Consider the following 18,801-nt stretch of genomic DNA (forward strand, 5'->3'; position numbering starts at 1 on the left):
CCAGCTGGTCTGCCAAGGATAATCCAGGCCGGCGCGGAACGCCCGTAGCAGCGCCTCAGCCGTCGTAGGCGAAGACAATCAGGCGCTCCCTGGGCAGCACCAGCAGCACGCCCTCGCGCTTCTCGCTGTAATAGCCCTGCATGCCCTGCGCGCCACGCATGATCTGCTCCTGCAGGGCCTCCGGCGCATCGGCACAACCCAGCGGCAACCAGCCATCCATACTTTGCGCTTCGGCCAGCGGCGTGGCCTGCCAGGGCCCGTAGCTATAGTAGGATTCTGCATAACCCCGTGCCTGCTGCGCCAACTGCAGATAGCCGAAGCCATGCTGCTGCACGCTGGCCGCCGTTGCTTCGCTGAGGCGCCAGACCGCAACGCCGCAACCTTCGCGGAAGTCGCTCATGCCATCGATCAGGATCAGTCCGGCCGGCTCGATCTGCGCCGGCAGCGCCTGAAGGAAATGCTCCCGCTCGAAACCCTTGAACAGCAGATACAACACCAGCTGCAGCGCGAGCAGCGTCTGCAGGCTGTACAACAGGGCCCGCGCGCAGCCTCGCAACAGACGCATACCTCGTTCAGAGATAGCCATACAGCCCCCAGGCCAACAGTACCAGCAACCCGACAGCCAGGGCCGTGGCCCGGTAGCACCCACGCCGGGAGGGCAGCAGCAGTGGCCAGGTCAGGCGCTGCAAGCCCAGTCCCAGCAGAGCCACACCGGCAAAGTAGGGATTCAGCGGCCAGCCACGCAGCCAGACGCCGAGCAGCAACGTCAGCAGGTAGGCGGCATTCAAGCCCAGAAAAGCGCCCTGCAACCCAGTGGCAAAACGGCTCATGGCTTCACCCTCGGCAGAGGCCGGCTTTGCACCCGCGGAGCAAAAAGACGGGCGATGCGTGCCGCCAGTCGCGCACCAACCCGGGCGTCCTCGCGCAAGCCGATATGCCCGCTCATGTCCGGTACCACAGGCGGTAAAAGCCCAGCGCCGGCAATAACGCCAGCTGAGCCAGAGCGACACACAGCTGCAGGAACGAGCGCACAGCAGGGTGCCCGGCAGCTCCTTCCAGGCCGGTCAGGCTGTGCCAGAAGGCTTCGGGCAGCACATGCAGCAGCAGATAGGCAAGCGGCTTGCCGCTGCCAATCAGCAACTGCATCCAGTCGTTCTGCGCGAAGAACATCAGCGTCACCAGTAGCATCAGGGCCAGAATCAAAGCCAGGGCATAGCAGGCGGAAAATCGCAGGAATAACCACATGACAGGCTCCCAGGATGTGGCCCACAGGCCACACCCAAAACAGATTGAGGAGGTTGATCAGGCCGCGCTCTTGCCCAGCGCGTACCAGTCCAGCTTGCGGGTCAGCAGCATCACCCCGGCGAGCAAGGCGAAGACCAGCAGCGAGCCCATCAGCAGGGCATAGTCCTCGGCACTGAGCAGACCGTAGAGCATGGCGTAGAGCAGGCTCAGGGCCAGGCCGAACAGCCCGCCGCGAAGGGCACTGTGCAGCACGGCACTGAGGTAGATAGCCAGCAGCAGCACGCAGGCGCCCGAGGACAGGCCATAGGCCAGGGCAAACGGCAGGTGCTCGGAGAGCGACAGCAACAGCAGGTAGAACAGCGCCAGCGCCAGCCCCACCAGCCCGTACTGCACCGGGTGCACCGCCAGGCGCTTGAGTACCTCGAAGAGGAAGAAGCCGGCGAAGGTCAGGGCGATGAACAGCAGGGCATATTTGATCGCCCGCTCGGTCTTCAGATACTGATCGACCGGATCGACGAAGCTGACCCCGAAATAGCGCTGTTCGAAGGTCTGGCAGCGTTCGCGGCTCACGCAATCGGCCAGCACTTCTTCAAGGTTGGTGGCAAAGAAGCTGGTCTGCCAGCGCGCGCTGAAGCCTTGCGCCGCAATCTCGCGCTGCTGCGGCAGAAACTCGCCGACAAAGCTCGGATGCGGCCAGTCGGAACGCAGCTCGACCTGGGTATCGCGGCCCACCGGGGTGATCGACAGCGACTCGGTGCCCTGCAGCTTGAGGTTGAAGGCGAAGTCCAGGCGCTGGCCATTAACGGCATCCAGCGCCGGCAGCGGCGCATGCACGCCATTGCCCAGCAGGTTGTCGGCCGTGCCGGCGGCAAAGGGCAGCTCGGTACCGTTCAGGCGCAGGCGCAGGTCATTCTCGATGCCACGGATATCGCTGATGCCGACGCTGAGGAAGGCCGGTTCGAAGCGATAGTCGGCAAAGTCTTCGCTGATGCCGTACTGCGCCGGCACCTGGAAATGCCCGCTGACCTGACTGTCGCTGTGGTACAGGCGCGCCTGATAGATACCGCGGCTACGGGCCTCGCTGCTGACGGCGCCGTCGATGGCGAAACGTTCCGGGAGGAAATACAGGCGGTCGCGGTATTCGCGTTCCTCCACATAGCGCTGGCCGCTCTTCTCGTGGGTTTTCCACTCGCGCACGGTCTTGCGGTAAGGCACCACCAGGATCGGCCCGGTGATCTGCTGTGCACGGCTGGAGCTGCTGGCGATGTCTTCCAGTACGCCCTCGCGCAGGCGCTGCCGCTCGCTGACCATACCGTCGATCATCAGCAGCGGAATCATCAGCAACAGAATCAGCAGGCCGACAGCGCCCAGTTTGATACCCAGGTTACGGTTCATCTTCGCTCTCCTTGTGGGTGGCCGTATGGCCGATGGGGAGAGCATGAAGACCGGGCGTGCAGGCTTTATGCAGTGAACATGGAGATTCTGTGCAGAACAGGTGAAGCGGCGACGTTATTCGCCGCGGATGTACTGTTCCAGATGCTGGATCAGGCCTTCCTGCTCGGCCACCACGTCCTTGACTAGGTCGCGAATGGACAGCAGGCCGACCAGTTTGCCGTCATCCAGCACCGGCAGGTGGCGCAGGTTGCGCTCGATCATCAGCTGCATGCAGTAGCGGGTGCGATCCTGCGGGCCCACGGTGATCAGACTGCTGGTCATCACCTCGCCCACGGTGGTGGCATAGGCCGAGCGCTCCAGGCGGGCGACGCGACGAACGAAGTCGCGCTCGGTGATGATGCCTTCGACCTGCTCGCCCCTGAGCACCATCAGCGCACTGATGTCGCTGTCAGCCATGATGGTCACGGCCTCCAGCACGGTGGTTTCCGGCGTGACGCTGACGATGCTGGTGTGCAGCACCTTCTTCTTGAGAATCTCCGATACGCTTTTCATGCAGAACTCCTGGGCCTTGCCCTCCGACTGCAGGGCTTTTCTTGTTGTTTAGCAGCCCAATATGAACTGCAGATTTTCTGCCAACTTGGCCAGCCCCCGCGCAGAGGGCCCGCTTGCCGGGCGGTCGAGCAGCCAGGCACCAAAATAGGGCAATGAGACGAGAAACGCCCCGACCGTAAGTTCGTGGCCATGGCAAAAAGTCTGGCATGGATACGCCGGCCAGCGCCCTGCGACAAAAGCGCCCGTCGGCTAATAACAGTTCAAGTCGGCGCACTGCGCAAATGGCAGGGGCACGGGTTCAGGATCTGCTGCGCAGTATTTTTGTGCAGGCGAACACGATCAGTACTAATCCCAGTACCCGCTGCGGGACGATACCCACATCAAGTCCTGGCCCGGAATGCATCAAGCGACTCGAAAGCCCCCAGCCGATCGCAGTTCCCTTCAGCAGAAGGGCAGCGCCGAAGCCTAATACCAACAAGTAAGGCCAATGCTCTGCGAGCCACGCCCAGGCCTGCTTCAAGTAGTAATGCCAGATCATTTGCTCGGAGTCTCCAGAGGCAGGCTCAGTCGTGCCTCCACGCCACCCGGCACATTGACCAGCTGCAGGCTGCCGCCATGCAGGGCGGCGACTTCCTCGACGAAGTTCAGGCCAAGACCAGTGCTCTTGCGCCCGCTGCCCGGGCGCGGCAGGGAATAGAATCGCTCGCTGAGGCGCGGCAGGGCATAGTCGGGAATCGCCTCGCCCTGGTTGAACAGGCTGAACAGCAGCCGGCCGTCCTGCAGCTCGGCGCTGCAGCGGATCAGGCCACCCGGTGGCGTGAAATCCAGGGCGTTGTCGAGCAGATTGGCCAGGGCCTGCTGCAGCAGGAAGCGCTCGCCGGTCACGCACTGCTCATCGTCCAGCAGATTGTCGACCTCGATCTGCCCGGCGGTGATGCGCCCGGTCTGGCTGGTTAGCAGCTCCTCGAACAGCACCCGCAGCGGCACCGGCTCGCGTTCTTCCAGGCCCTGACGCTGCTCGACCAGCGCCAGGTGCAGCAGGCGCTCGATCAGTTGCTGCAGGCGCGTGCTTTCGTTCTGGATATTGCCGACAAAGCGTGCCCGCTGCTCCGCCGGCATCTCGTTCTCAAGCAACTCGGCGGCGCCACGAATGGCCGCCAGCGGGCTCTTCAGCTCGTGCGTCAGGGTATGCACATAGCGCTCGACATAGGCCTTGCCCTCCAGCTGCTCACGCATCTGCTGCAGCGCCTGGCCCAGCTGTGCCAGCTCGCCACCGCGCAGTGCCGGCAGGCTGGTCCGCTCTCCGGCCGCCACCTGACGGGCATAGTCGGTCAGCCGGCGCAGCGAGGCGCTCAGCCACCATGACAACAACGCCCCGACCAACAGACCGAGGCCGATCAGGCCGGCGCCGATCCAGGCCAGACGCGTTTGCGAACGCTCGATATAGGGCTGCAGGGTGCGGCTGGGTTTGCTCACCGAAACCACGCCGATGATCTGCCCCTGATCCCTGATCGGCGCCGCCACGTACATCACCGAAGACTCCGGGTCGGCGGCGTCCTCGCGACTCGAACGCGCGCCATACTGGCCGCGCAGGGTCAGGTAGACATCGTTCCAGCGCGAATAGTCCTGCCCCACCGATTCACCGCTGGAGTCGAGCAGCACGCGGCCGGCTGCATCGGTGACATAGATGCGGTGGCTGACGCTGTTCTTCTGTACATCCCAGATCTGCGCCTGCGGCTGGCGCAGACCATAGGCGCGGAACAGCTCCTGCCAGCGACTTTGTTCCAGGCGCCCGCTGCGCAGGTCGTCACGCAGCAGCTCGGCCAGCAGGTTGGCGGTATCCACCAGGGTTTCCTCGGTGGACTGGCGCACACCGGGGCGAATCTCGTCCATCACCGTGCTGATGACGAACCAGCCGGACAAGCCGACAAACAGGAAATAGACCAGGAAGATGCGGATACCCAGCGGCATCACAGCAGCCTCAGGCTGTAACCCAGGCCACGATGGGTGTGGATCGCCTCGCTGTCCGGACGGACCTCGCGCAGCTTGGCGCGCAGGCTGCGGATATGGCTGTCCACCGTGCGCTCATAACCCGCCTCGGCGGAAACCCCGGTGGCATCCAGCAGTTGCTCGCGGGAAAAAACCCGCTCCGGCTGGCCCAGCAGCGTGTGCAGCAGGCGGAACTCATGGCGGGTCAAACTGAGCGGCTGGCCATGGTAATGCAGCTGCATGCGTGTCAGGTCGATCTGGAAGGGGCCGCACTCTGTCGGGCCAGACTCCGCTGCCGGCGCGCGCGGCTGCAGGCGCTTGAGGATGGCCTTGACCCGCGCCGCCACCTCGCGCGGGCTGAACGGCTTGCTGACATAGTCGTCGGCGCCGATCTCCAGCCCCACCACCCGGTCGATCTCGCTGTCGCGCGCGGTGAGAAACAGCACCGGCACCTCGCTGCTACGGCGCAGTTGCTTGCACGCCTCGAACCCGCTCATGTCCGGCAAGCCGACATCGAGAATCCACAGATCGGCCGGTTCACGTGCCTGCAGCTTCAACGCCTCACCGGCCAGACTGAGCCAGGTGGTGGTGAATCCCTCGCCCTGCAGGGCATAGATCAGGGTATCGGCGATTGCCGCTTCGTCTTCGACGATGAGGATATGGGCCATCACTGCGCTTCCTTTTGCCAGCCGGCACGGTGCCGCAGGCCAGGGCCAGCGTCAACCAGGCCGATAAACTGCAGCAGGCTTGATCTGGCGCAGCCCTCTGACATGGCATCGTCACAATTTTAGGACTATGTTCATGACCTGACCGTTTGCGCAGGAAGTTGTCAGCCCGCTGACCGCAAACGCTCACTCGCCGTAGACGTGTTACAGGATTTGTTCCTAGGGGTAATGCAGTGGCGCTTCTTGACTCAGGTCAGCACTCCCCCTCGCGTTGCGGCGTTCCATAACAACATCGCCCACGACCAAGGGGAACAACATGTCGGACTCCACCAATAAACTCCGCCTCGGCGCGCTGATCGCGCTGGTGGTCGGCTCCATGGTGGGTGGCGGGATTTTCTCGCTACCACAGAACATCGCCGCAAGCGCCAGTGCCGGTGCCACCCTGATCGGCTGGCTGATCACCGGTGTGGGCATGCTGACCCTGGCTTTCGTCTTCCAGACCCTGGCCAACCGCAAGCCGGAACTCGATGGCGGGGTCTATGCCTACGCCAAGGCCGGTTTCGGCGACTACATGGGTTTCTCCTCGGCCTGGGGCTACTGGATCAGTGCCTGGATCGGCAACGTCAGCTACATGGTGCTGCTGTTCTCCACACTCGGTTATTTCTTCCCGGTATTCGGTGAAGGCAACACCCCTGCGGCCATCATCTGCGCCTCGGTGCTGCTGTGGCTGCTGCACTTTCTGGTGCTGCGCGGCATCAAGGAAGCGGCCTTTATCAACACGGTGACGACGATAGCGAAGATGCTGCCGCTGGCGTTGTTCATCGTGATCGCCGCCATCGCCTTCAAGATGGACGTGTTCACCAGCGACTTCTGGGGTGCGGGCAACACCGAGCTGGGCAGCGTGATGGATCAGGTGCGCAACATGATGCTGGTCACCGTATGGGTGTTCATCGGCATCGAAGGCGCGAGCATCTTCTCCGCCCGCGCCGAAAAACGCAGCGATGTGGGCAAGGCCACCGTGATCGGTTTCGTCGGCGTGCTGTTGCTACTGGTGCTGGTCAACGTGCTGTCGCAGGGCATCATGGCTCAGGCCACCCTGGCCGGTCTGAAGAACCCGTCGATGGCGGCCGTTCTGGAACAGGTGGTCGGCCCCTGGGGCGCCCAGCTGATCAGCATCGGCCTGCTGGTCTCGCTGGCCGGGGCCCTGCTGTCGTGGACCCTGCTGTGCGCGGAGATCATCTTCTCCTCGGCCAAGGACCACACCATGCCGGAGTTCCTGCGCAAGGAAAACGCCAACCACGTGCCGGCCAATGCGCTGTGGCTGACCAACGGCCTGATCCAGCTGTTCCTGATCATCACCCTGTTCAACAGCTCGACCTACCTGAGCCTGCTGTACCTGGCCACCTCGATGATCCTGGTGCCGTACTTCTGGTCCGGTGCCTATGCCCTGCTGCTGGCGGTGCGTGGCGAAACTTACGAAGGTGATGCCGGTCAGCGTAACAAGGACCTGTTCATCGCCCTGGTGGCAACCGTGTATGCCGTCTGGCTGGTGTATGCCGCGGGCGTGCAGTACCTGCTGCTTTCCGCGTTGCTCTATGCCCCGGGCGCCATCCTATTCGCCAAGGCCAAGCGCGAGCTGGGCCAGCCGGTGTTCACCAACATCGAGAAAGTGATTTTCATTGGCGTACTGATCGGTGCCGGCATTGCCGCCTACGGTCTTTACACTGGCTTCCTCAGCCTCTAAGACATCAACCTCAAAGAGAAGGAGTTCGAACATGAGCAAGAAGAAACTCGGCGTGCATTCCGAAGCCGGCAAGTTGCACAAGGTGATGGTCTGCTCGCCGGGCCTGGCGCATCTGCGCCTGACCCCGAACAACTGCGACGAACTGCTGTTCGACGACGTGATCTGGGTATCCCAGGCCAAACGCGACCACTTCGATTTCATGACCAAGATGCGCGAACGCGGCGTCGACGTGGTGGAGATGCACAACCTGCTGGAAGAAACGATCAAGAACCCAGAAGCCCTGAAGTGGATTCTCGACCGCAAGATCACCGCCAACAGCGTCGGCCTCGGCCTGCAGAGCGAAGTGCGCGGCTTCATCGAGAGCCTGGAATCGCGGCGTATCGCCGAATTCCTCATCGGAGGCGTGTCTGGCTCCGACCTGGTGAAATACAAGGAGTCCGAGGCGGCCAAGATGTTCACCGCCTACCAGGGCGAATCCAGCTTCCTCTTCCCGCCGCTGCCCAACACCCAGTTCACCCGTGACACCACCTGCTGGATCTACGGCGGCGTCACGCTGAACCCCATGTACTGGCCGGCCCGCCGTCAGGAAACCCTGCTGACCACGGCGATCTACAAGTTCCACCCGGACTTCATCAACGAAGAGTTCGAAATCTGGTACGGCGACCCGGACCAGGATCACGGCTCGGCCACCCTGGAAGGCGGCGACGTGATGCCGATCGGCAACGGCACCGTGTTGATCGGCATGGGCGAACGCAGCTCGCACCAGGCCATCGGCCAGGTGGCCAAGGCCCTGTTCGACAAGGGCGCGGCTGACAAGGTGGTGGTGGCCGGTCTCGGCAAATCCCGCGCGGCCATGCACCTGGACACCGTGTTCAGCTTCTGCGACCGCGACCTGGTCACCGTCTTCCCGGAAGTGGCCTACAACATCGTGCCCTTCGTGCTGCGCCCGGACGAGAGCAAGCCGGGCGGCATCGACGTGCGCCGCGAAGAGAAATCCTTCATCAACGTGGTCGCCGAATCGCTCAACCTCAAGAAGCTGCGTGTGGTGGAAACCGGCGGCGACAGCTTCGAGGCCGAACGCGAGCAGTGGGATGACGGCAACAACGTGGTCTGCCTGGAACCCGGTGTAGTGGTCGGCTACGACCGCAACACCTACACCAATACCCAGCTGCGCAAGGCCGGTGTCGAGGTGGTGACCATCAGTGCCAGCGAACTCGGCCGCGGCCGTGGCGGTGGCCACTGCATGACCTGCCCGATCATCCGCGACCCGATCGATTACTAAGTGAGCCCGGCGGCGGCCTTACCTGGCCGCCGTCTCTTAGCCGGAGCACAAGCCGTCCCGGCACGACCTTCATTTCTCAAGAGGAAATCCGTCCATGGCGTTCAACATGCACAACCGCAACCTGCTCAGCCTGATGCATCACAGCACCCGCGAGCTGAAATTCCTCCTCGACCTGTCGCGCGACCTCAAGCGCGCCAAGTACAGCGGCACCGAAGCCCAGCACCTGAAGGGCAAGAACATCGCCCTGATTTTCGAAAAGACCTCGACCCGTACCCGCTGCGCCTTCGAAGTGGCCTCCTATGACCAGGGCGCCAACGTCACCTATATCGACCCGACCTCCTCGCAGATTGGCCACAAGGAGACCATGAAGGACACCGCCCGCGTGCTCGGCCGCATGTATGACGCCATCGAGTACCGCGGCTTCAAGCAGGAAGTCGTCGACGACCTGGCCAAGTTCGCCGGCGTGCCGGTGTTCAACGGCCTGACCGACGAATACCACCCGACCCAGATGCTGGCCGACGTGCTGACCATGCTCGAACACAGCGACAAGCCGCTGCATGACATCAGCTACGCCTACCTGGGCGACGCGCGCAACAACATGGGCAACTCGCTGCTGCTGATCGGCGCCAAGCTGGGCATGGACGTACGTATCGCCGCGCCCAAGGCCCTCTGGCCAACCGATGAGCATGTCGCGGCGTGCCGCAAGTTCGCCGAGGAAAGCGGCGCGCGCATCACCCTTACCGAAGACCCGAAGGAAGCCGTCAAGGACGTGGACTTCATCCACACCGACGTCTGGGTCTCCATGGGCGAGCCGGTGGAAGCCTGGGGCGAACGCATCAAGCTGCTGCTGCCGTATCAGGTCAACGCCGAGATGATGAAGGCCTCCGGCACGCCGCGGACCAAGTTCATGCACTGCCTGCCGGCGTTCCACAACACCGAGACCAAGGTGGGCAAGCAGATCGCCGAGCAGTACCCGCACTTGGCGGGCGGCATCGAAGTGACCGAAGAAGTGTTCGAGTCGCCGGCCTGTATCGCTTTCGAGCAGGCGGAGAACCGCATGCACACGATCAAAGCCGTAATGGTCGCCACCTTAGGCAACGTGTAACCGCCGTTGCCAGCGAGGCGGAGGTACAGCCAACGCCTCGCCCAGAAATTCCTCTGGGTGGAAAAGCGTAAAGCGCTTTTCCACCCGTTTTGATTCAGGAGATCAATATGCGTCTAGTGATCGCTTTGGGCGGCAACGCCCTTCTACGCCGCGGCGAAGCCATGACCGCAGAGAACCAGCGCGACAACGTGCGCATCGCCTGCGAGCAGATCGCCAAGGTGGCGCCCGGAAACGAGCTGGTGGTGGCCCACGGCAATGGCCCGCAGGTGGGCCTGCTGGCCCTGCAGGGAGCCGCCTACGACGCCAAGAACCCCTACCCGCTGGACGTGCTCGGCGCGGAAACCGAAGGCATGATCGGCTACATGATCGAACAGGAGCTGGGCAATCTGCTGCCGGTCGAGGTGCCCTTCGCCACCCTGCTCACCCAGGTGGAAGTCGACCCCAACGACCCAGCCTTTCAGCACATGACCAAGCCGATCGGCCCGGTCTACCCGAAGGCGGAAGCCGAGCAACTGGCCGCCGAGAAAGGCTGGACCATTGCCCCGGATGGCGACAAGTTCCGCCGCGTGGTCGCCAGCCCAAGGCCCAAGCGCATCTTCGAGATCCGTCCACTCAAATGGCTGCTGGAGAAAGGCACCATTGTCATCGCCGCCGGCGGTGGCGGTATCCCCACCATGTATCAGGACGGCAAGCTGGTCGGTGTGGAGGCGGTGATCGACAAGGACCTCTGCTCGGCCTTTCTGGCCACCGAGCTGGGCGCCGATCTGCTGGTGATCGCCACCGACGTGGACGCCGCCTACATCGACTGGGGCAAGCCGACGCAGAAGGCCATCGCCGAGGCGCACCCGGATGAACTGGAGCGTCTGGGCTTTGCCGCCGGTTCCATGGGGCCCAAGGTGCAGGCCGCCTGCGAGTTTGCCCGCGACACCGGCAAGGTCGCCGTGATCGGCTCGCTGCCGGACATCGAGGCCATCGTTCAGGGCACCGCCGGCACCCGCATCAGTACGCAAAAACCCGGCCTGACCTACCGTTAACAGGTCGTCGCTACACAAAGGCCCGCAGGTTATCCTCCGGGCCTTTGCCTTGTCTGCCCGAAAAGGACGCCAACATGGCTGATAACAAGAAGATGGGACTGGTCGGCCTGACCACCCTGGTCACGGTCAACATGATGGGCTCGGGGATCATCCTGCTGCCCTCAAGCATGGCCCAGCTCGGCGCCGTGTCGCTGCTGTCCTGGATAGTCACCGCCATCGGCTCCATGGCCATCGCCTACTGTTTTGCCCAGTGCGGCATCTACTGCAGCAAGTCTGGCGGCATGTCCGCCTACAGCGAGGAAGCCCACGGCAAGTCGGCCTTCTTCCTCTGTTCCTACCTATATTTCCTCTCGCTGGTGATCAGTAACGTGGCCATCAGCATCGCTGCGGTGGGCTACCTGACGCCTTTCGTGCCCTGGCTCGGCAGTGGCTCGCTGCCGCTGTTCGTCGGCACCCTGAGCATGATCTGGCTGACCACTGTGGCCAATTTTGGTGGCCCGACACTGACCGGCCGCCTCGGCTCGTTCACCGTCTGGGGGATCATCATCCCGGTCGCCGGCCTGTGCATCATCGGCTGGTTCTGGTTCGACGCCTCGATCTTCGCGGCGGCCTGGAACCCCAATGAACTGAAGGTCGGCGACGCTATCACCCAGAGCATTCCGCTGACCCTGTGGGCCTTCCTCGGCATGGAGTCGGCAGCGCAGAACTCCGATGCCGTGGACAACCCCAAGCGCAACGTGCCCCTGGCCTGCCTGCTCGGCACACTCGGCGCCGCGGTGGTCTACGTGCTGTCGACCAGCGTGATCCAGGGCATCGTGCCCAACGCCGAGCTGGCCAATTCCAGCGCGCCGTTCGCCCTGGTCTACGCGCAGATGTTCAATGACGGCATCGGCGACATCGTCATGGCCCTGGCCGTGCTGGCCTGCCTCGGCTCGCTGCTGGGCTGGCAGTTCACCCTGGCGCAGACCGCCAAGGTCACGGCCGACCAAGGGCTGTTCCCCACCGTCTTCGCCCGGGTCAACCGCTTCAACGCTCCACTGCTGGGGCTGTTGTGCTGCGCCACGCTGCAAAGCCTGATCGCCCTGTCGACCATCTCGCCGAATGTCAGCGAGCAGTTCGGCAAACTGGTCAATCTGGCGGCGGTCACCAACCTGATCCCCTACGTCACCGCCCTCTCCGGCCTGCTGGTGATCATGTACAAGGCCCAGGTTGAACTGAGCGTGTTCCGTCGCAACAGCCTGATCCTGCTGGTCGGCATGCTCTACTGCTTCTATGCCCTGTATGCCTCTGGCCTGGAAGCGGTGTTCGGTGCGGCGCTGGTGATGGTGGCCGGCTACCTGCTGTTCGGCATCATCGCCAAACGCCTGATCGCCGAACTGGATACCCTGCAATCGTCCAAGGAGCGCGCCCAATGATCGCATTCCAGCCTCTCCTGCGTGGTGCCACCGCCCTCCTGCTGGCCGCCGCGCTGTTGCCGGCCTTCGCCGCCGATACCCTGCAACGGGTACGCGCCAGCCAGACCCTCACCTTTGGTTTCGTTCCCGGCGATGCGCCCTTCTCCGCCGGCACGGCCGAGCAGCCCGCCGGTTATGCCATCGAGCTGTGCAATCTGCTGGCCGCTCAACTGCGCCAGGACCTCGCCCTACCCGGCCTCAAACTCCGCTATCAGGCGCTGGAAGTGGGCGAAATGCTCCCCGCGGTCGCCAGCGGCAAGGTCGATACGGTGTGCAGTGCGGTGGGCGACACCCTGACGCGCCGCGAGCAGGTGAGTTTCTCCCTGCCCTACTTTGCCGCTGGTCTGGGCGTGGTGGTCCGCCGCGATGCACCGGCCAGCCTGCTGGCGCCGTTGCTTGAAGGTACGCAGGAGCGCGGCCCGGTATGGCGCGCCACGCTGCGCCAAGGGCTCAACCGCCACAGCTTCGCGGTACTCAAGGACAGCGTCAGCCTCGACTGGGCCCGCGCGCGGATCCGTGCGCTGGGGCTGCAGTCGGAGCTGCGCGAGGTGCAGAGCAATGCCGAGGGTCTGGCCATGGTGGCGCAGGGTCAGGTCGATGCCTTCTTCGCCGACCGTCTGGTACTGCTCAACTATCAGGCCGAGAGCGCGCACGGCCGTGAACTGGTGATCCCCGAGAAACTCTTCGAGGTGCTGCCGGTAGCCCTGCCACTGGCACGCGGTGACGCCGACTGGCAACTGGCCGTGGACCGTGCCCTGAGCCGGGTGCAGCGCAGCGAAGCCGGGCAGGCACTGTATGCACGCCACTTCGGGAAGCCCGGGGAACCGGGCCAGCAAGTCCTGCAGCTGTTCCAGAGACCGGAGTAACGCTGCCCCGGGGACTTGCGGCCCCGGGTTTCGCCATCAGCCCAGCTCACCCACCGCCCGCCATGCCTGATCGACGGCACCGTGCAGGTACGGGTCCCATCCCGCATCGGAGTTGGCGATAGCCACCCGGCCCAGCGGCTGGCGGGCTGCGTTCATCACCGCTTCGCCGCCGTCCGGGCCGTCGAACAGCGAGTTGCTGTAATAGGAATAGCCATGCGGCCAGCGGTTAACGGTAATGGCCAGGATATCGCGCTGGCCGTCGAATCCGGCCTTGCCCAGCAGGCGTTGCAGCTGGTCGCGGATCTGCGCTTCGTACTGTTCGAAGGACGTGATGTAGATCTGCATCCGCGCCGCCCGCGCCTGAGTGCGCAGGTCCGGTCCGACGCCCGGCGCATGCGGCACCTGCACCATGTGCAGACAGATAGGCTGCTGCGGATCACGCGGCGCGCGATAACCACCGAGGTCCACCGGGTAGTCGAGCTTGACCACCGAGAATGGCATGCCTGGTGAATAGACCTCCTGCATGCCCAGCTTGGCCCAACTGGTCCAATCACGAATCACCACATTGGCGTACACCAGTGGCAGCTTGACGTTCTGGCTCAACGCCTTGGCCTGCGCCGCCGGCAGGTCGCGCAGAATGTAGGGAATCAGCATGTTGTAGCAGGCCAGCACACAGTGACGGCCGCGTACGCGATAGAGCTGACCGCCACGGCTGTAACCGACATCCACTCCCTCGTCACGGTTGCGCACACTGACGGCGGTGCTCGACAGGCGCAACCGCACCGACTGCCCGGGCACATCCAGTCGGCCGTAGTCGAAGGCAGCGAGCACCACATCGTCCATGCCGCTCCCTGGCGCCACGCCCGGAATCAGGTCACGCACCAGAAGGCGCGCCACGCCGGCGTTGCCATCGGGGAAGTGGTAGATATAGGGCTCCTCCTCGCCTTCATCCTCCTCCAGCCCCAGCCTGGCAAAGCCTGGGTACCCGGCATAACGGGCATCGCTGGCCGGAAGAAAGTCGATGCGATAGCCGTACTCATCACTGGAGCGTTGCTGGAAATAGGCAATGGCCGCTTCCGACAGGCCCACGTGCCGCTTGAGGTAGTCGCGGTAGCTCAGGCTGGCCAGGTAATCCTTGCGCTCATCGGCGGGCAGCTCACCGAGGTAGTCTTCCTCATCCTCGTACAGCGCTCGCAACGCCTCGCGATCGGCCTCCGCCAGCGGAAAGCGCCCGATAAAACCCGCCCAGTCCGGTTCATCCTCGGCCTCCCCATCCGGCTCACCCACCACCAGCCGGTCCTCGCCGAAGGTCTGCCGGTCGAAGAACACCGCGCTGTCCAGCTCCTCATACAGCCGGTGCTGATAGGCCTGATCGAAACGCTCCAGACGTATCCCGAGCGCCTGCAGCAGGCGGTGTACCTGATCACTGAAATTGGCCTTGGGCGAGTCCAGCGATTCGCTGCCGCCATAGCCCAGAATCAGCCGACCACCGGCGCGAAACTCGTTGCGCCGGGCATGCCCGCCGAAGTCATCGTGGTTGTCCAGCAGCAGGATGCGCGCCTGCGGGTGCCGCTCGCGGTAGAACCAGGCCGCGGCCAGGCCGCTGATACCGGCGCCGACCACCACCAGGTCGTATTCCTCCTGCACGGGCAGCGAGTCGGTGTCGAACAACTTCTTTTCCCAGCCCATCTGGTGAGCCACCTCGAAGCTGCCGGGATGGCTGCCGCGCAATCCGGTCAGCGCCGGCGGATAGCCGGCCTGCTGCGCCTGCGCGGCCCGTACCAGTTGCCAGGGCAGCAGACCGGCGCCCACCGCCAGGACCGCACCGTTGAGGAAGTCACGTCGCCTGATCGTCATACCACCCTCGCAAAAAAGCCCCGCACAAGGCGGGGCAAGCTGCTTTGGAACACTCCCACACAGATTAGTTGCTATATAGGCGCCGCCAGTATTTGGTCATCACCTTGATCGTTTTCGGCCCGATAGTGCCCGAGACATAGAAGCTGCGGATCTCGGCTTCACTCGGAGCATAACGGCCATCCTGAATCGCGCGACTGGCCTCCTGCGCCTCCCGCACCGAACTCGGGTAGCTGTTGTACTCGGTCACCTGGGTCGCCACCTTGGGGTCGAGCAGATAGTTGATCCACTGATAGGCCGCGTCCTTGTTGGGCGCATCCTTGGGAATGCCCATCATGGTGAACCAGATGGGCGTCTGGCCCTTGGGCGTGATGTAACGGATTTCCATGTCCAGCTTGTTCTCGCGGACGATGCGGTTGACCACCCCGGCATCACCACTCCAGGCCATGGCCACACAGATGTCGCCACGGGTGATCTGATCCCGGTAGGTCGAGTTGACCTGCTTGATATGCGGCCACACGCGCTGCAGCTGCATGTAGGCAGCCTTGTAGTCCTCGATATCGTTGCTGTTGGGATCACGCCCCAGATACGCCAGCACCATGGTGAACACATCCTGCGGCGAATCGAGGAAGGACACCCCGCACTTGGCCAGCTTGCTCACCACCAGCGGATCGAACAGCAGGGCCTGGGTGTTCAGGTCGAAGTCCTCACCGAGGATGGCGCGCACCTGTTTGACGTTGACCAGAATGCCGTTGGTGCCCCAGAGAAAGGGCACGCCATAGCGGTTGCCGAGGTCATGCAGCTCGACCTTCTTCAGCAGCAGGGGATCGAGATGCACACGGTTGGGAATCTTCGACCAGTCCAGCGGCTCGTAGGCCCCGGCCTTGATCTGCTTGGCCATGTAGGAGGAGGACGGATAGACCACGTCATAACCGGAGTGACCGGTCAGCAGCTTGCTCTCCAGAGTGTCGTCGCTGTCGAGGATGTCGTAGGTCATCTCGGTCGAGGTCTGCTGGGCGTAGGCCTTCTGCACCTCGGCCGGGATCAGCTCCGACCAGTTGAGGACATTCAGTGACTGTGAAGCGGCCTGAGCGCTCAGCACGCCCAGGGACAGGGCACTGGCCAGAAACGCACGGCAAAGGGCAGAGGATCGTGACTTCATGGAGGCTCTCGCGATGGGGTCGGGACAGCCAGACCTTAGGAGAGCACAGCCACTGGCCACAACACGCGATTAGGGCACCCGGCTATTAGAAAAAGTCACACCTGAAGGCTGGCCAGCTTGGCGAACAGCCACTGGCGGAACAGCTTGGCCTCCGGCTTCAAGCCTCCTGCCGGGCTGAGCAACAGATAGCCCTCCAGCACCGCCTGATTAGCCAGCGGGCGCACCAGCCGGCCGCTGGCCAGCTCCTCCTCGACCAACAGGCCGTTGGTCAGCGCCACCCCGGCGCCGGCCAGGGCCAGGTCGATCACCTGATCGGCACTGACATAGGACATTTCACTGCTCAGCCGCGCCCGCAGCCCCTGGCTCTGCAGCCAGGCGCCCCACCAGTAACCATCATCCTCGTGCAGCAAAGGCAGGCGCAGCAGATCCTCGACCCGGGTCAGCGGCCCATGTTCAAGCAGAAACGCCGGCGAGCAGACCGGAAATATCTGCGGCTGCACCAGCACCTCGCGCGGCCCGCTGAACTCCTCCCCCTCGCCAAAGGCGATACCCAGATCGGCCCGCTCGGCCGTCACTTCGCGGAAGGACGGATTGGGCTCCAGCGCGATACGAATGCCGGGGTGCAGCGCACGAAACTCGGCCAGGTGATGGCGCAACCAGCGCCCGGCAAACCCTGGCACCACCAGCAGGCGCAACCAGCGCTGCTGAGCACGGGAAGTCAGCTCGTAGGTGGCCTCGGCGATCTGCGTCAGCGCGGCGCTGACCTGTTCGAAGTAACGCCAGCCGTCCTCGGTCAGCACCACGCCGCGCGGCGTGCGCTGGAACAACTGCGTCTGCAGACGCTCTTCCAGCGCCTTTACATGCCGACCGATGGCCGGTTGGGTGACATGCAGCTCCTGCGCGGCGGCCACGTAGCTGCCCAGACGGGCAGCGGACTCGAAGGCACGCACGGCATTCAAGGGTGGCAAACGGTGCACAGCCATGCCGATCTCCAGCTATTAGTTTTTTTAACAACCTAGCACAGAAAACGCAGGTTGTAGCCCCGAGGAGCGACTCGCATGCTGCCCCCACGCAGTACCGCCAGCGCGGAGACCCTATGAGCGCCATGATTTTCCACCCCAGCCTGTACGACCGCCGCCAGTACCACACCAGCTACTGGGCGGCACAGAACCCTGCGCCCCATCTGGAGGCTCTGCAGGCTGACATCCAGACCGACGTCGCCATCATCGGCGGCGGCTATACAGGGCTGTCCTGCGCGCTGCACCTGAGCCGCGACCACGGACTCGAAACAACGGTGCTGGAGGCCGGCGATATCGGCTGGGGCGCCAGTGGGCGCAATGCCGGCTTCAACACCCTGCCTGCCTGCAAGCTGGCTGCCGCCGAGGTATTCCGCCGCTGGCCGGAAGCCGAAGCACGCGCCTTCTTCGAAGCCCAGCGTGAAGGGCAGGCCCTGGTCTATGAACTGGCGCAGGACGAAGGCTTCGAGCTGGGCGCCTGTGGCCAGGGCATCTTCCAGGTCGCGCATTCGCGCGGTGCTCTGGCTGAACTGGATGAAGAAGGCCGCTGGCTGCGCCAGGCCGGCATTCCCTGCCAGACCCTCAGCCGCGAGGCCTTTGCCGAGATAGGCCACGACGGCCCTGACCAGTTCGGCGCCCTGCACATGACCGAGGGCGGCGGCATCGATCCCATGCAGCTGACACTGGGGCTGGCCACGGCCGCCCGCCGGCATGGCGCCCGCCTGTATGCCCGCAGCCCCATGCAGCAGTGGCGCAAGGACGGTGCCTGGCACGTTCTGCAGACGCCGCAGGGCCAGGTCCGCGCCCGTCAGGTGGTGGTCGCCACCAACGGCTATCGCGACGGCGAGGAGCCCGCCGGACTGCGCCATCGCGCCCTCCCGGCCATCTCCAACATTCTGGTCACGGCTCCGCTGAGCGAGGCGCAATGGCAGGCCATCGGCCTGAACAACCTGAGCCCGATGTCCGACACCCGCATGCTGGTGACCTACTACCGGCGCCTGCCGGACAACCGCCTGCTGCTCGGCGCGCGTAGCGACACCTGGGGCGACCCACAGCGCGATGCGCGCATGCAGGCTGCCCTGCACGCCCTGATCGCGCGCAAGTTCCCGGACGCCGGCCCGCTGGCGGTGGACTACTTCTGGCGCGGCCTGGTGTCCGTGACCCGCAAGCTGGTGCCCAGCTGGGGCCGCCTGGATGACGATCCCAGCGTGCTATTCACCCTGGGTTGCTTCGGCTCCGGGGTCAACACCATGCCCTGGATGGGCCGCACCCTGGCCCGCGCCATCGCCGGCCAGCCACTCAGCGCCCGCGAGCAGTGCGCGGTGTTCCGCAATCTGCCGGGGCGCCTGCCCAGCCGAGCCTGGCAACAGCGCCTGGGCCTGCAACTGGCTTACCTGCACTACGGCCTGCAAGACCGCCTGGCCTGATCCCCACAACA

At 64.1% G+C, this 18,801-nt stretch carries 18 protein-coding genes; 7 read left to right on the forward strand and 11 right to left on the reverse strand.

The window, feature by feature from the left end:
- Positions 1-55: 55 nt before the first annotated feature.
- From HNP49_RS02300 to creB, 8 genes are all read right to left on the reverse strand, one after another.
- Entirely contained in the window at positions 56-565 is a 510-nt protein-coding gene (locus HNP49_RS02300; RefSeq protein ID WP_184680260.1) for a hypothetical protein, read from the reverse strand.
- Between the two features lie 7 nt (positions 566-572).
- Complete coding sequence (locus HNP49_RS02305) at positions 573-830, reverse strand: hypothetical protein (protein WP_184680261.1); 258 nt, start codon at positions 828-830, stop codon at positions 573-575.
- A gap of 112 nt (positions 831-942) precedes the next feature.
- Positions 943-1,245 carry a hypothetical protein gene (locus tag HNP49_RS02310; protein ID WP_184680263.1) on the reverse strand — a complete coding sequence of 101 codons (303 nt, stop codon included), beginning with the start codon at positions 1,243-1,245 and terminating at the stop codon, positions 943-945.
- Positions 1,246-1,302: 57 nt separating this feature from the next.
- A complete protein-coding gene (creD, locus tag HNP49_RS02315) occupies positions 1,303-2,640 on the reverse strand; it encodes a cell envelope integrity protein CreD (RefSeq protein ID WP_184680264.1) in 1,338 nt (445 codons plus the stop codon).
- 114 nt (positions 2,641-2,754) lie between these two features.
- Positions 2,755-3,192, reverse strand: coding sequence for a CBS domain-containing protein (locus tag HNP49_RS02320; RefSeq protein ID WP_184680265.1), 438 nt, complete (start codon positions 3,190-3,192; stop codon positions 2,755-2,757).
- Between the two features lie 298 nt (positions 3,193-3,490).
- Positions 3,491-3,730 carry a hypothetical protein gene (locus HNP49_RS02325; protein WP_184680267.1) on the reverse strand — a complete coding sequence of 80 codons (240 nt, stop codon included), beginning with the start codon at positions 3,728-3,730 and terminating at the stop codon, positions 3,491-3,493.
- On the reverse strand, positions 3,727-5,163 hold the full coding sequence (creC, locus tag HNP49_RS02330; protein WP_184680268.1) for a two-component system sensor histidine kinase CreC: 1,437 nt from the start codon (positions 5,161-5,163) through the stop codon (positions 3,727-3,729). The genes HNP49_RS02325 and creC overlap by 4 nt, the downstream gene beginning before the upstream one ends.
- The gene (gene creB, locus HNP49_RS02335) at positions 5,163-5,849 is read right to left on the reverse strand and encodes a two-component system response regulator CreB (protein WP_184680269.1); all 687 of its coding nucleotides are present in this window, start codon (positions 5,847-5,849) and stop codon (positions 5,163-5,165) included. Before creB ends, creC begins: the two co-directional genes overlap by 1 nt.
- Positions 5,850-6,162: 313 nt before the next feature.
- Between creB and arcD the strand changes: the two genes are divergently transcribed.
- From arcD to HNP49_RS02365, 6 genes are all read left to right on the forward strand, one after another.
- On the forward strand, positions 6,163-7,590 hold the full coding sequence (arcD, locus tag HNP49_RS02340) for an arginine-ornithine antiporter (RefSeq protein WP_184680271.1): 1,428 nt from the start codon (positions 6,163-6,165) through the stop codon (positions 7,588-7,590).
- A gap of 31 nt (positions 7,591-7,621) precedes the next feature.
- Positions 7,622-8,872, forward strand: a complete 1,251-nt coding sequence (gene arcA, locus HNP49_RS02345) for an arginine deiminase (protein WP_184680272.1) — start codon at positions 7,622-7,624, stop codon at positions 8,870-8,872.
- Positions 8,873-8,966: 94 nt separating this feature from the next.
- Positions 8,967-9,977 carry an ornithine carbamoyltransferase gene (locus HNP49_RS02350; RefSeq protein WP_184680274.1) on the forward strand — a complete coding sequence of 337 codons (1,011 nt, stop codon included), beginning with the start codon at positions 8,967-8,969 and terminating at the stop codon, positions 9,975-9,977.
- 107 nt (positions 9,978-10,084) lie between these two features.
- Positions 10,085-11,011, forward strand: a complete 927-nt coding sequence (gene arcC, locus HNP49_RS02355) for a carbamate kinase (protein WP_184680275.1) — start codon at positions 10,085-10,087, stop codon at positions 11,009-11,011.
- Positions 11,012-11,085: 74 nt separating this feature from the next.
- Positions 11,086-12,426 (forward strand): putrescine-ornithine antiporter, encoded by a 1,341-nt coding sequence (gene potE, locus HNP49_RS02360; RefSeq protein WP_184680277.1) that lies wholly within the window; start codon positions 11,086-11,088, stop codon positions 12,424-12,426.
- The gene (locus HNP49_RS02365; RefSeq protein WP_184680278.1) at positions 12,423-13,331 is read left to right on the forward strand and encodes an amino acid ABC transporter substrate-binding protein; all 909 of its coding nucleotides are present in this window, start codon (positions 12,423-12,425) and stop codon (positions 13,329-13,331) included. The genes potE and HNP49_RS02365 overlap by 4 nt, the downstream gene beginning before the upstream one ends.
- A gap of 36 nt (positions 13,332-13,367) precedes the next feature.
- Here HNP49_RS02365 and HNP49_RS02370 read toward each other — a convergent pair whose 3' ends face one another.
- The 3 genes from HNP49_RS02370 to HNP49_RS02380 all read right to left on the reverse strand — a co-directional run bounded on the left by HNP49_RS02370 (position 13,368) and on the right by HNP49_RS02380 (position 17,330).
- Entirely contained in the window at positions 13,368-15,188 is a 1,821-nt protein-coding gene (locus HNP49_RS02370) for an FAD/NAD(P)-binding protein (RefSeq protein WP_184680280.1), read from the reverse strand.
- Between the two features lie 64 nt (positions 15,189-15,252).
- Positions 15,253-16,347 (reverse strand): extracellular solute-binding protein, encoded by a 1,095-nt coding sequence (locus HNP49_RS02375; RefSeq protein WP_184680281.1) that lies wholly within the window; start codon positions 16,345-16,347, stop codon positions 15,253-15,255.
- Between the two features lie 95 nt (positions 16,348-16,442).
- A complete protein-coding gene (locus HNP49_RS02380; protein WP_184680283.1) occupies positions 16,443-17,330 on the reverse strand; it encodes a LysR substrate-binding domain-containing protein in 888 nt (295 codons plus the stop codon).
- A 113-nt stretch (positions 17,331-17,443) separates the two neighbouring features.
- On the opposite strand from HNP49_RS02380, the gene HNP49_RS02385 reads away from it, so the two are divergent.
- A complete protein-coding gene (locus tag HNP49_RS02385) occupies positions 17,444-18,790 on the forward strand; it encodes an FAD-binding oxidoreductase (protein ID WP_184680284.1) in 1,347 nt (448 codons plus the stop codon).
- Positions 18,791-18,801: the final 11 nt, after the last annotated feature.

Source organism: Pseudomonas fluvialis, from assembly GCF_014207935.1.
Lineage (GTDB): Bacteria > Pseudomonadota > Gammaproteobacteria > Pseudomonadales > Pseudomonadaceae > Aquipseudomonas > Aquipseudomonas fluvialis_A.

What these genes read in the sequence shown, in the direction of transcription:
- HNP49_RS02305 (WP_184680261.1), bottom strand. Translation starts at nt 830, where the DNA reads ATGAGCCGTTTTGCCACTGGGTTGCAGGGCGCTTTTCTGGGCTTGAAT.
- HNP49_RS02370 (WP_184680280.1), bottom strand. Translation starts at nt 15,188, where the DNA reads ATGACGATCAGGCGACGTGACTTCCTCAACGGTGCGGTCCTGGCGGTG.
- HNP49_RS02310 (WP_184680263.1), bottom strand. Translation starts at nt 1,245, where the DNA reads ATGTGGTTATTCCTGCGATTTTCCGCCTGCTATGCCCTGGCTTTGATT.
- HNP49_RS02385 (WP_184680284.1), top strand. Translation starts at nt 17,444, where the DNA reads ATGAGCGCCATGATTTTCCACCCCAGCCTGTACGACCGCCGCCAGTAC.
- arcC (WP_184680275.1), top strand. Translation starts at nt 10,085, where the DNA reads ATGCGTCTAGTGATCGCTTTGGGCGGCAACGCCCTTCTACGCCGCGGC.
- HNP49_RS02350 (WP_184680274.1), top strand. Translation starts at nt 8,967, where the DNA reads ATGGCGTTCAACATGCACAACCGCAACCTGCTCAGCCTGATGCATCAC.
- arcD (WP_184680271.1), top strand. Translation starts at nt 6,163, where the DNA reads ATGTCGGACTCCACCAATAAACTCCGCCTCGGCGCGCTGATCGCGCTG.
- HNP49_RS02325 (WP_184680267.1), bottom strand. Translation starts at nt 3,730, where the DNA reads ATGATCTGGCATTACTACTTGAAGCAGGCCTGGGCGTGGCTCGCAGAG.
- creB (WP_184680269.1), bottom strand. Translation starts at nt 5,849, where the DNA reads ATGGCCCATATCCTCATCGTCGAAGACGAAGCGGCAATCGCCGATACC.
- HNP49_RS02375 (WP_184680281.1), bottom strand. Translation starts at nt 16,347, where the DNA reads ATGAAGTCACGATCCTCTGCCCTTTGCCGTGCGTTTCTGGCCAGTGCC.
- potE (WP_184680277.1), top strand. Translation starts at nt 11,086, where the DNA reads ATGGCTGATAACAAGAAGATGGGACTGGTCGGCCTGACCACCCTGGTC.
- creD (WP_184680264.1), bottom strand. Translation starts at nt 2,640, where the DNA reads ATGAACCGTAACCTGGGTATCAAACTGGGCGCTGTCGGCCTGCTGATT.
- HNP49_RS02365 (WP_184680278.1), top strand. Translation starts at nt 12,423, where the DNA reads ATGATCGCATTCCAGCCTCTCCTGCGTGGTGCCACCGCCCTCCTGCTG.
- HNP49_RS02300 (WP_184680260.1), bottom strand. Translation starts at nt 565, where the DNA reads ATGCGTCTGTTGCGAGGCTGCGCGCGGGCCCTGTTGTACAGCCTGCAG.
- creC (WP_184680268.1), bottom strand. Translation starts at nt 5,163, where the DNA reads ATGCCGCTGGGTATCCGCATCTTCCTGGTCTATTTCCTGTTTGTCGGC.
- HNP49_RS02380 (WP_184680283.1), bottom strand. Translation starts at nt 17,330, where the DNA reads ATGGCTGTGCACCGTTTGCCACCCTTGAATGCCGTGCGTGCCTTCGAG.
- arcA (WP_184680272.1), top strand. Translation starts at nt 7,622, where the DNA reads ATGAGCAAGAAGAAACTCGGCGTGCATTCCGAAGCCGGCAAGTTGCAC.
- HNP49_RS02320 (WP_184680265.1), bottom strand. Translation starts at nt 3,192, where the DNA reads ATGAAAAGCGTATCGGAGATTCTCAAGAAGAAGGTGCTGCACACCAGC.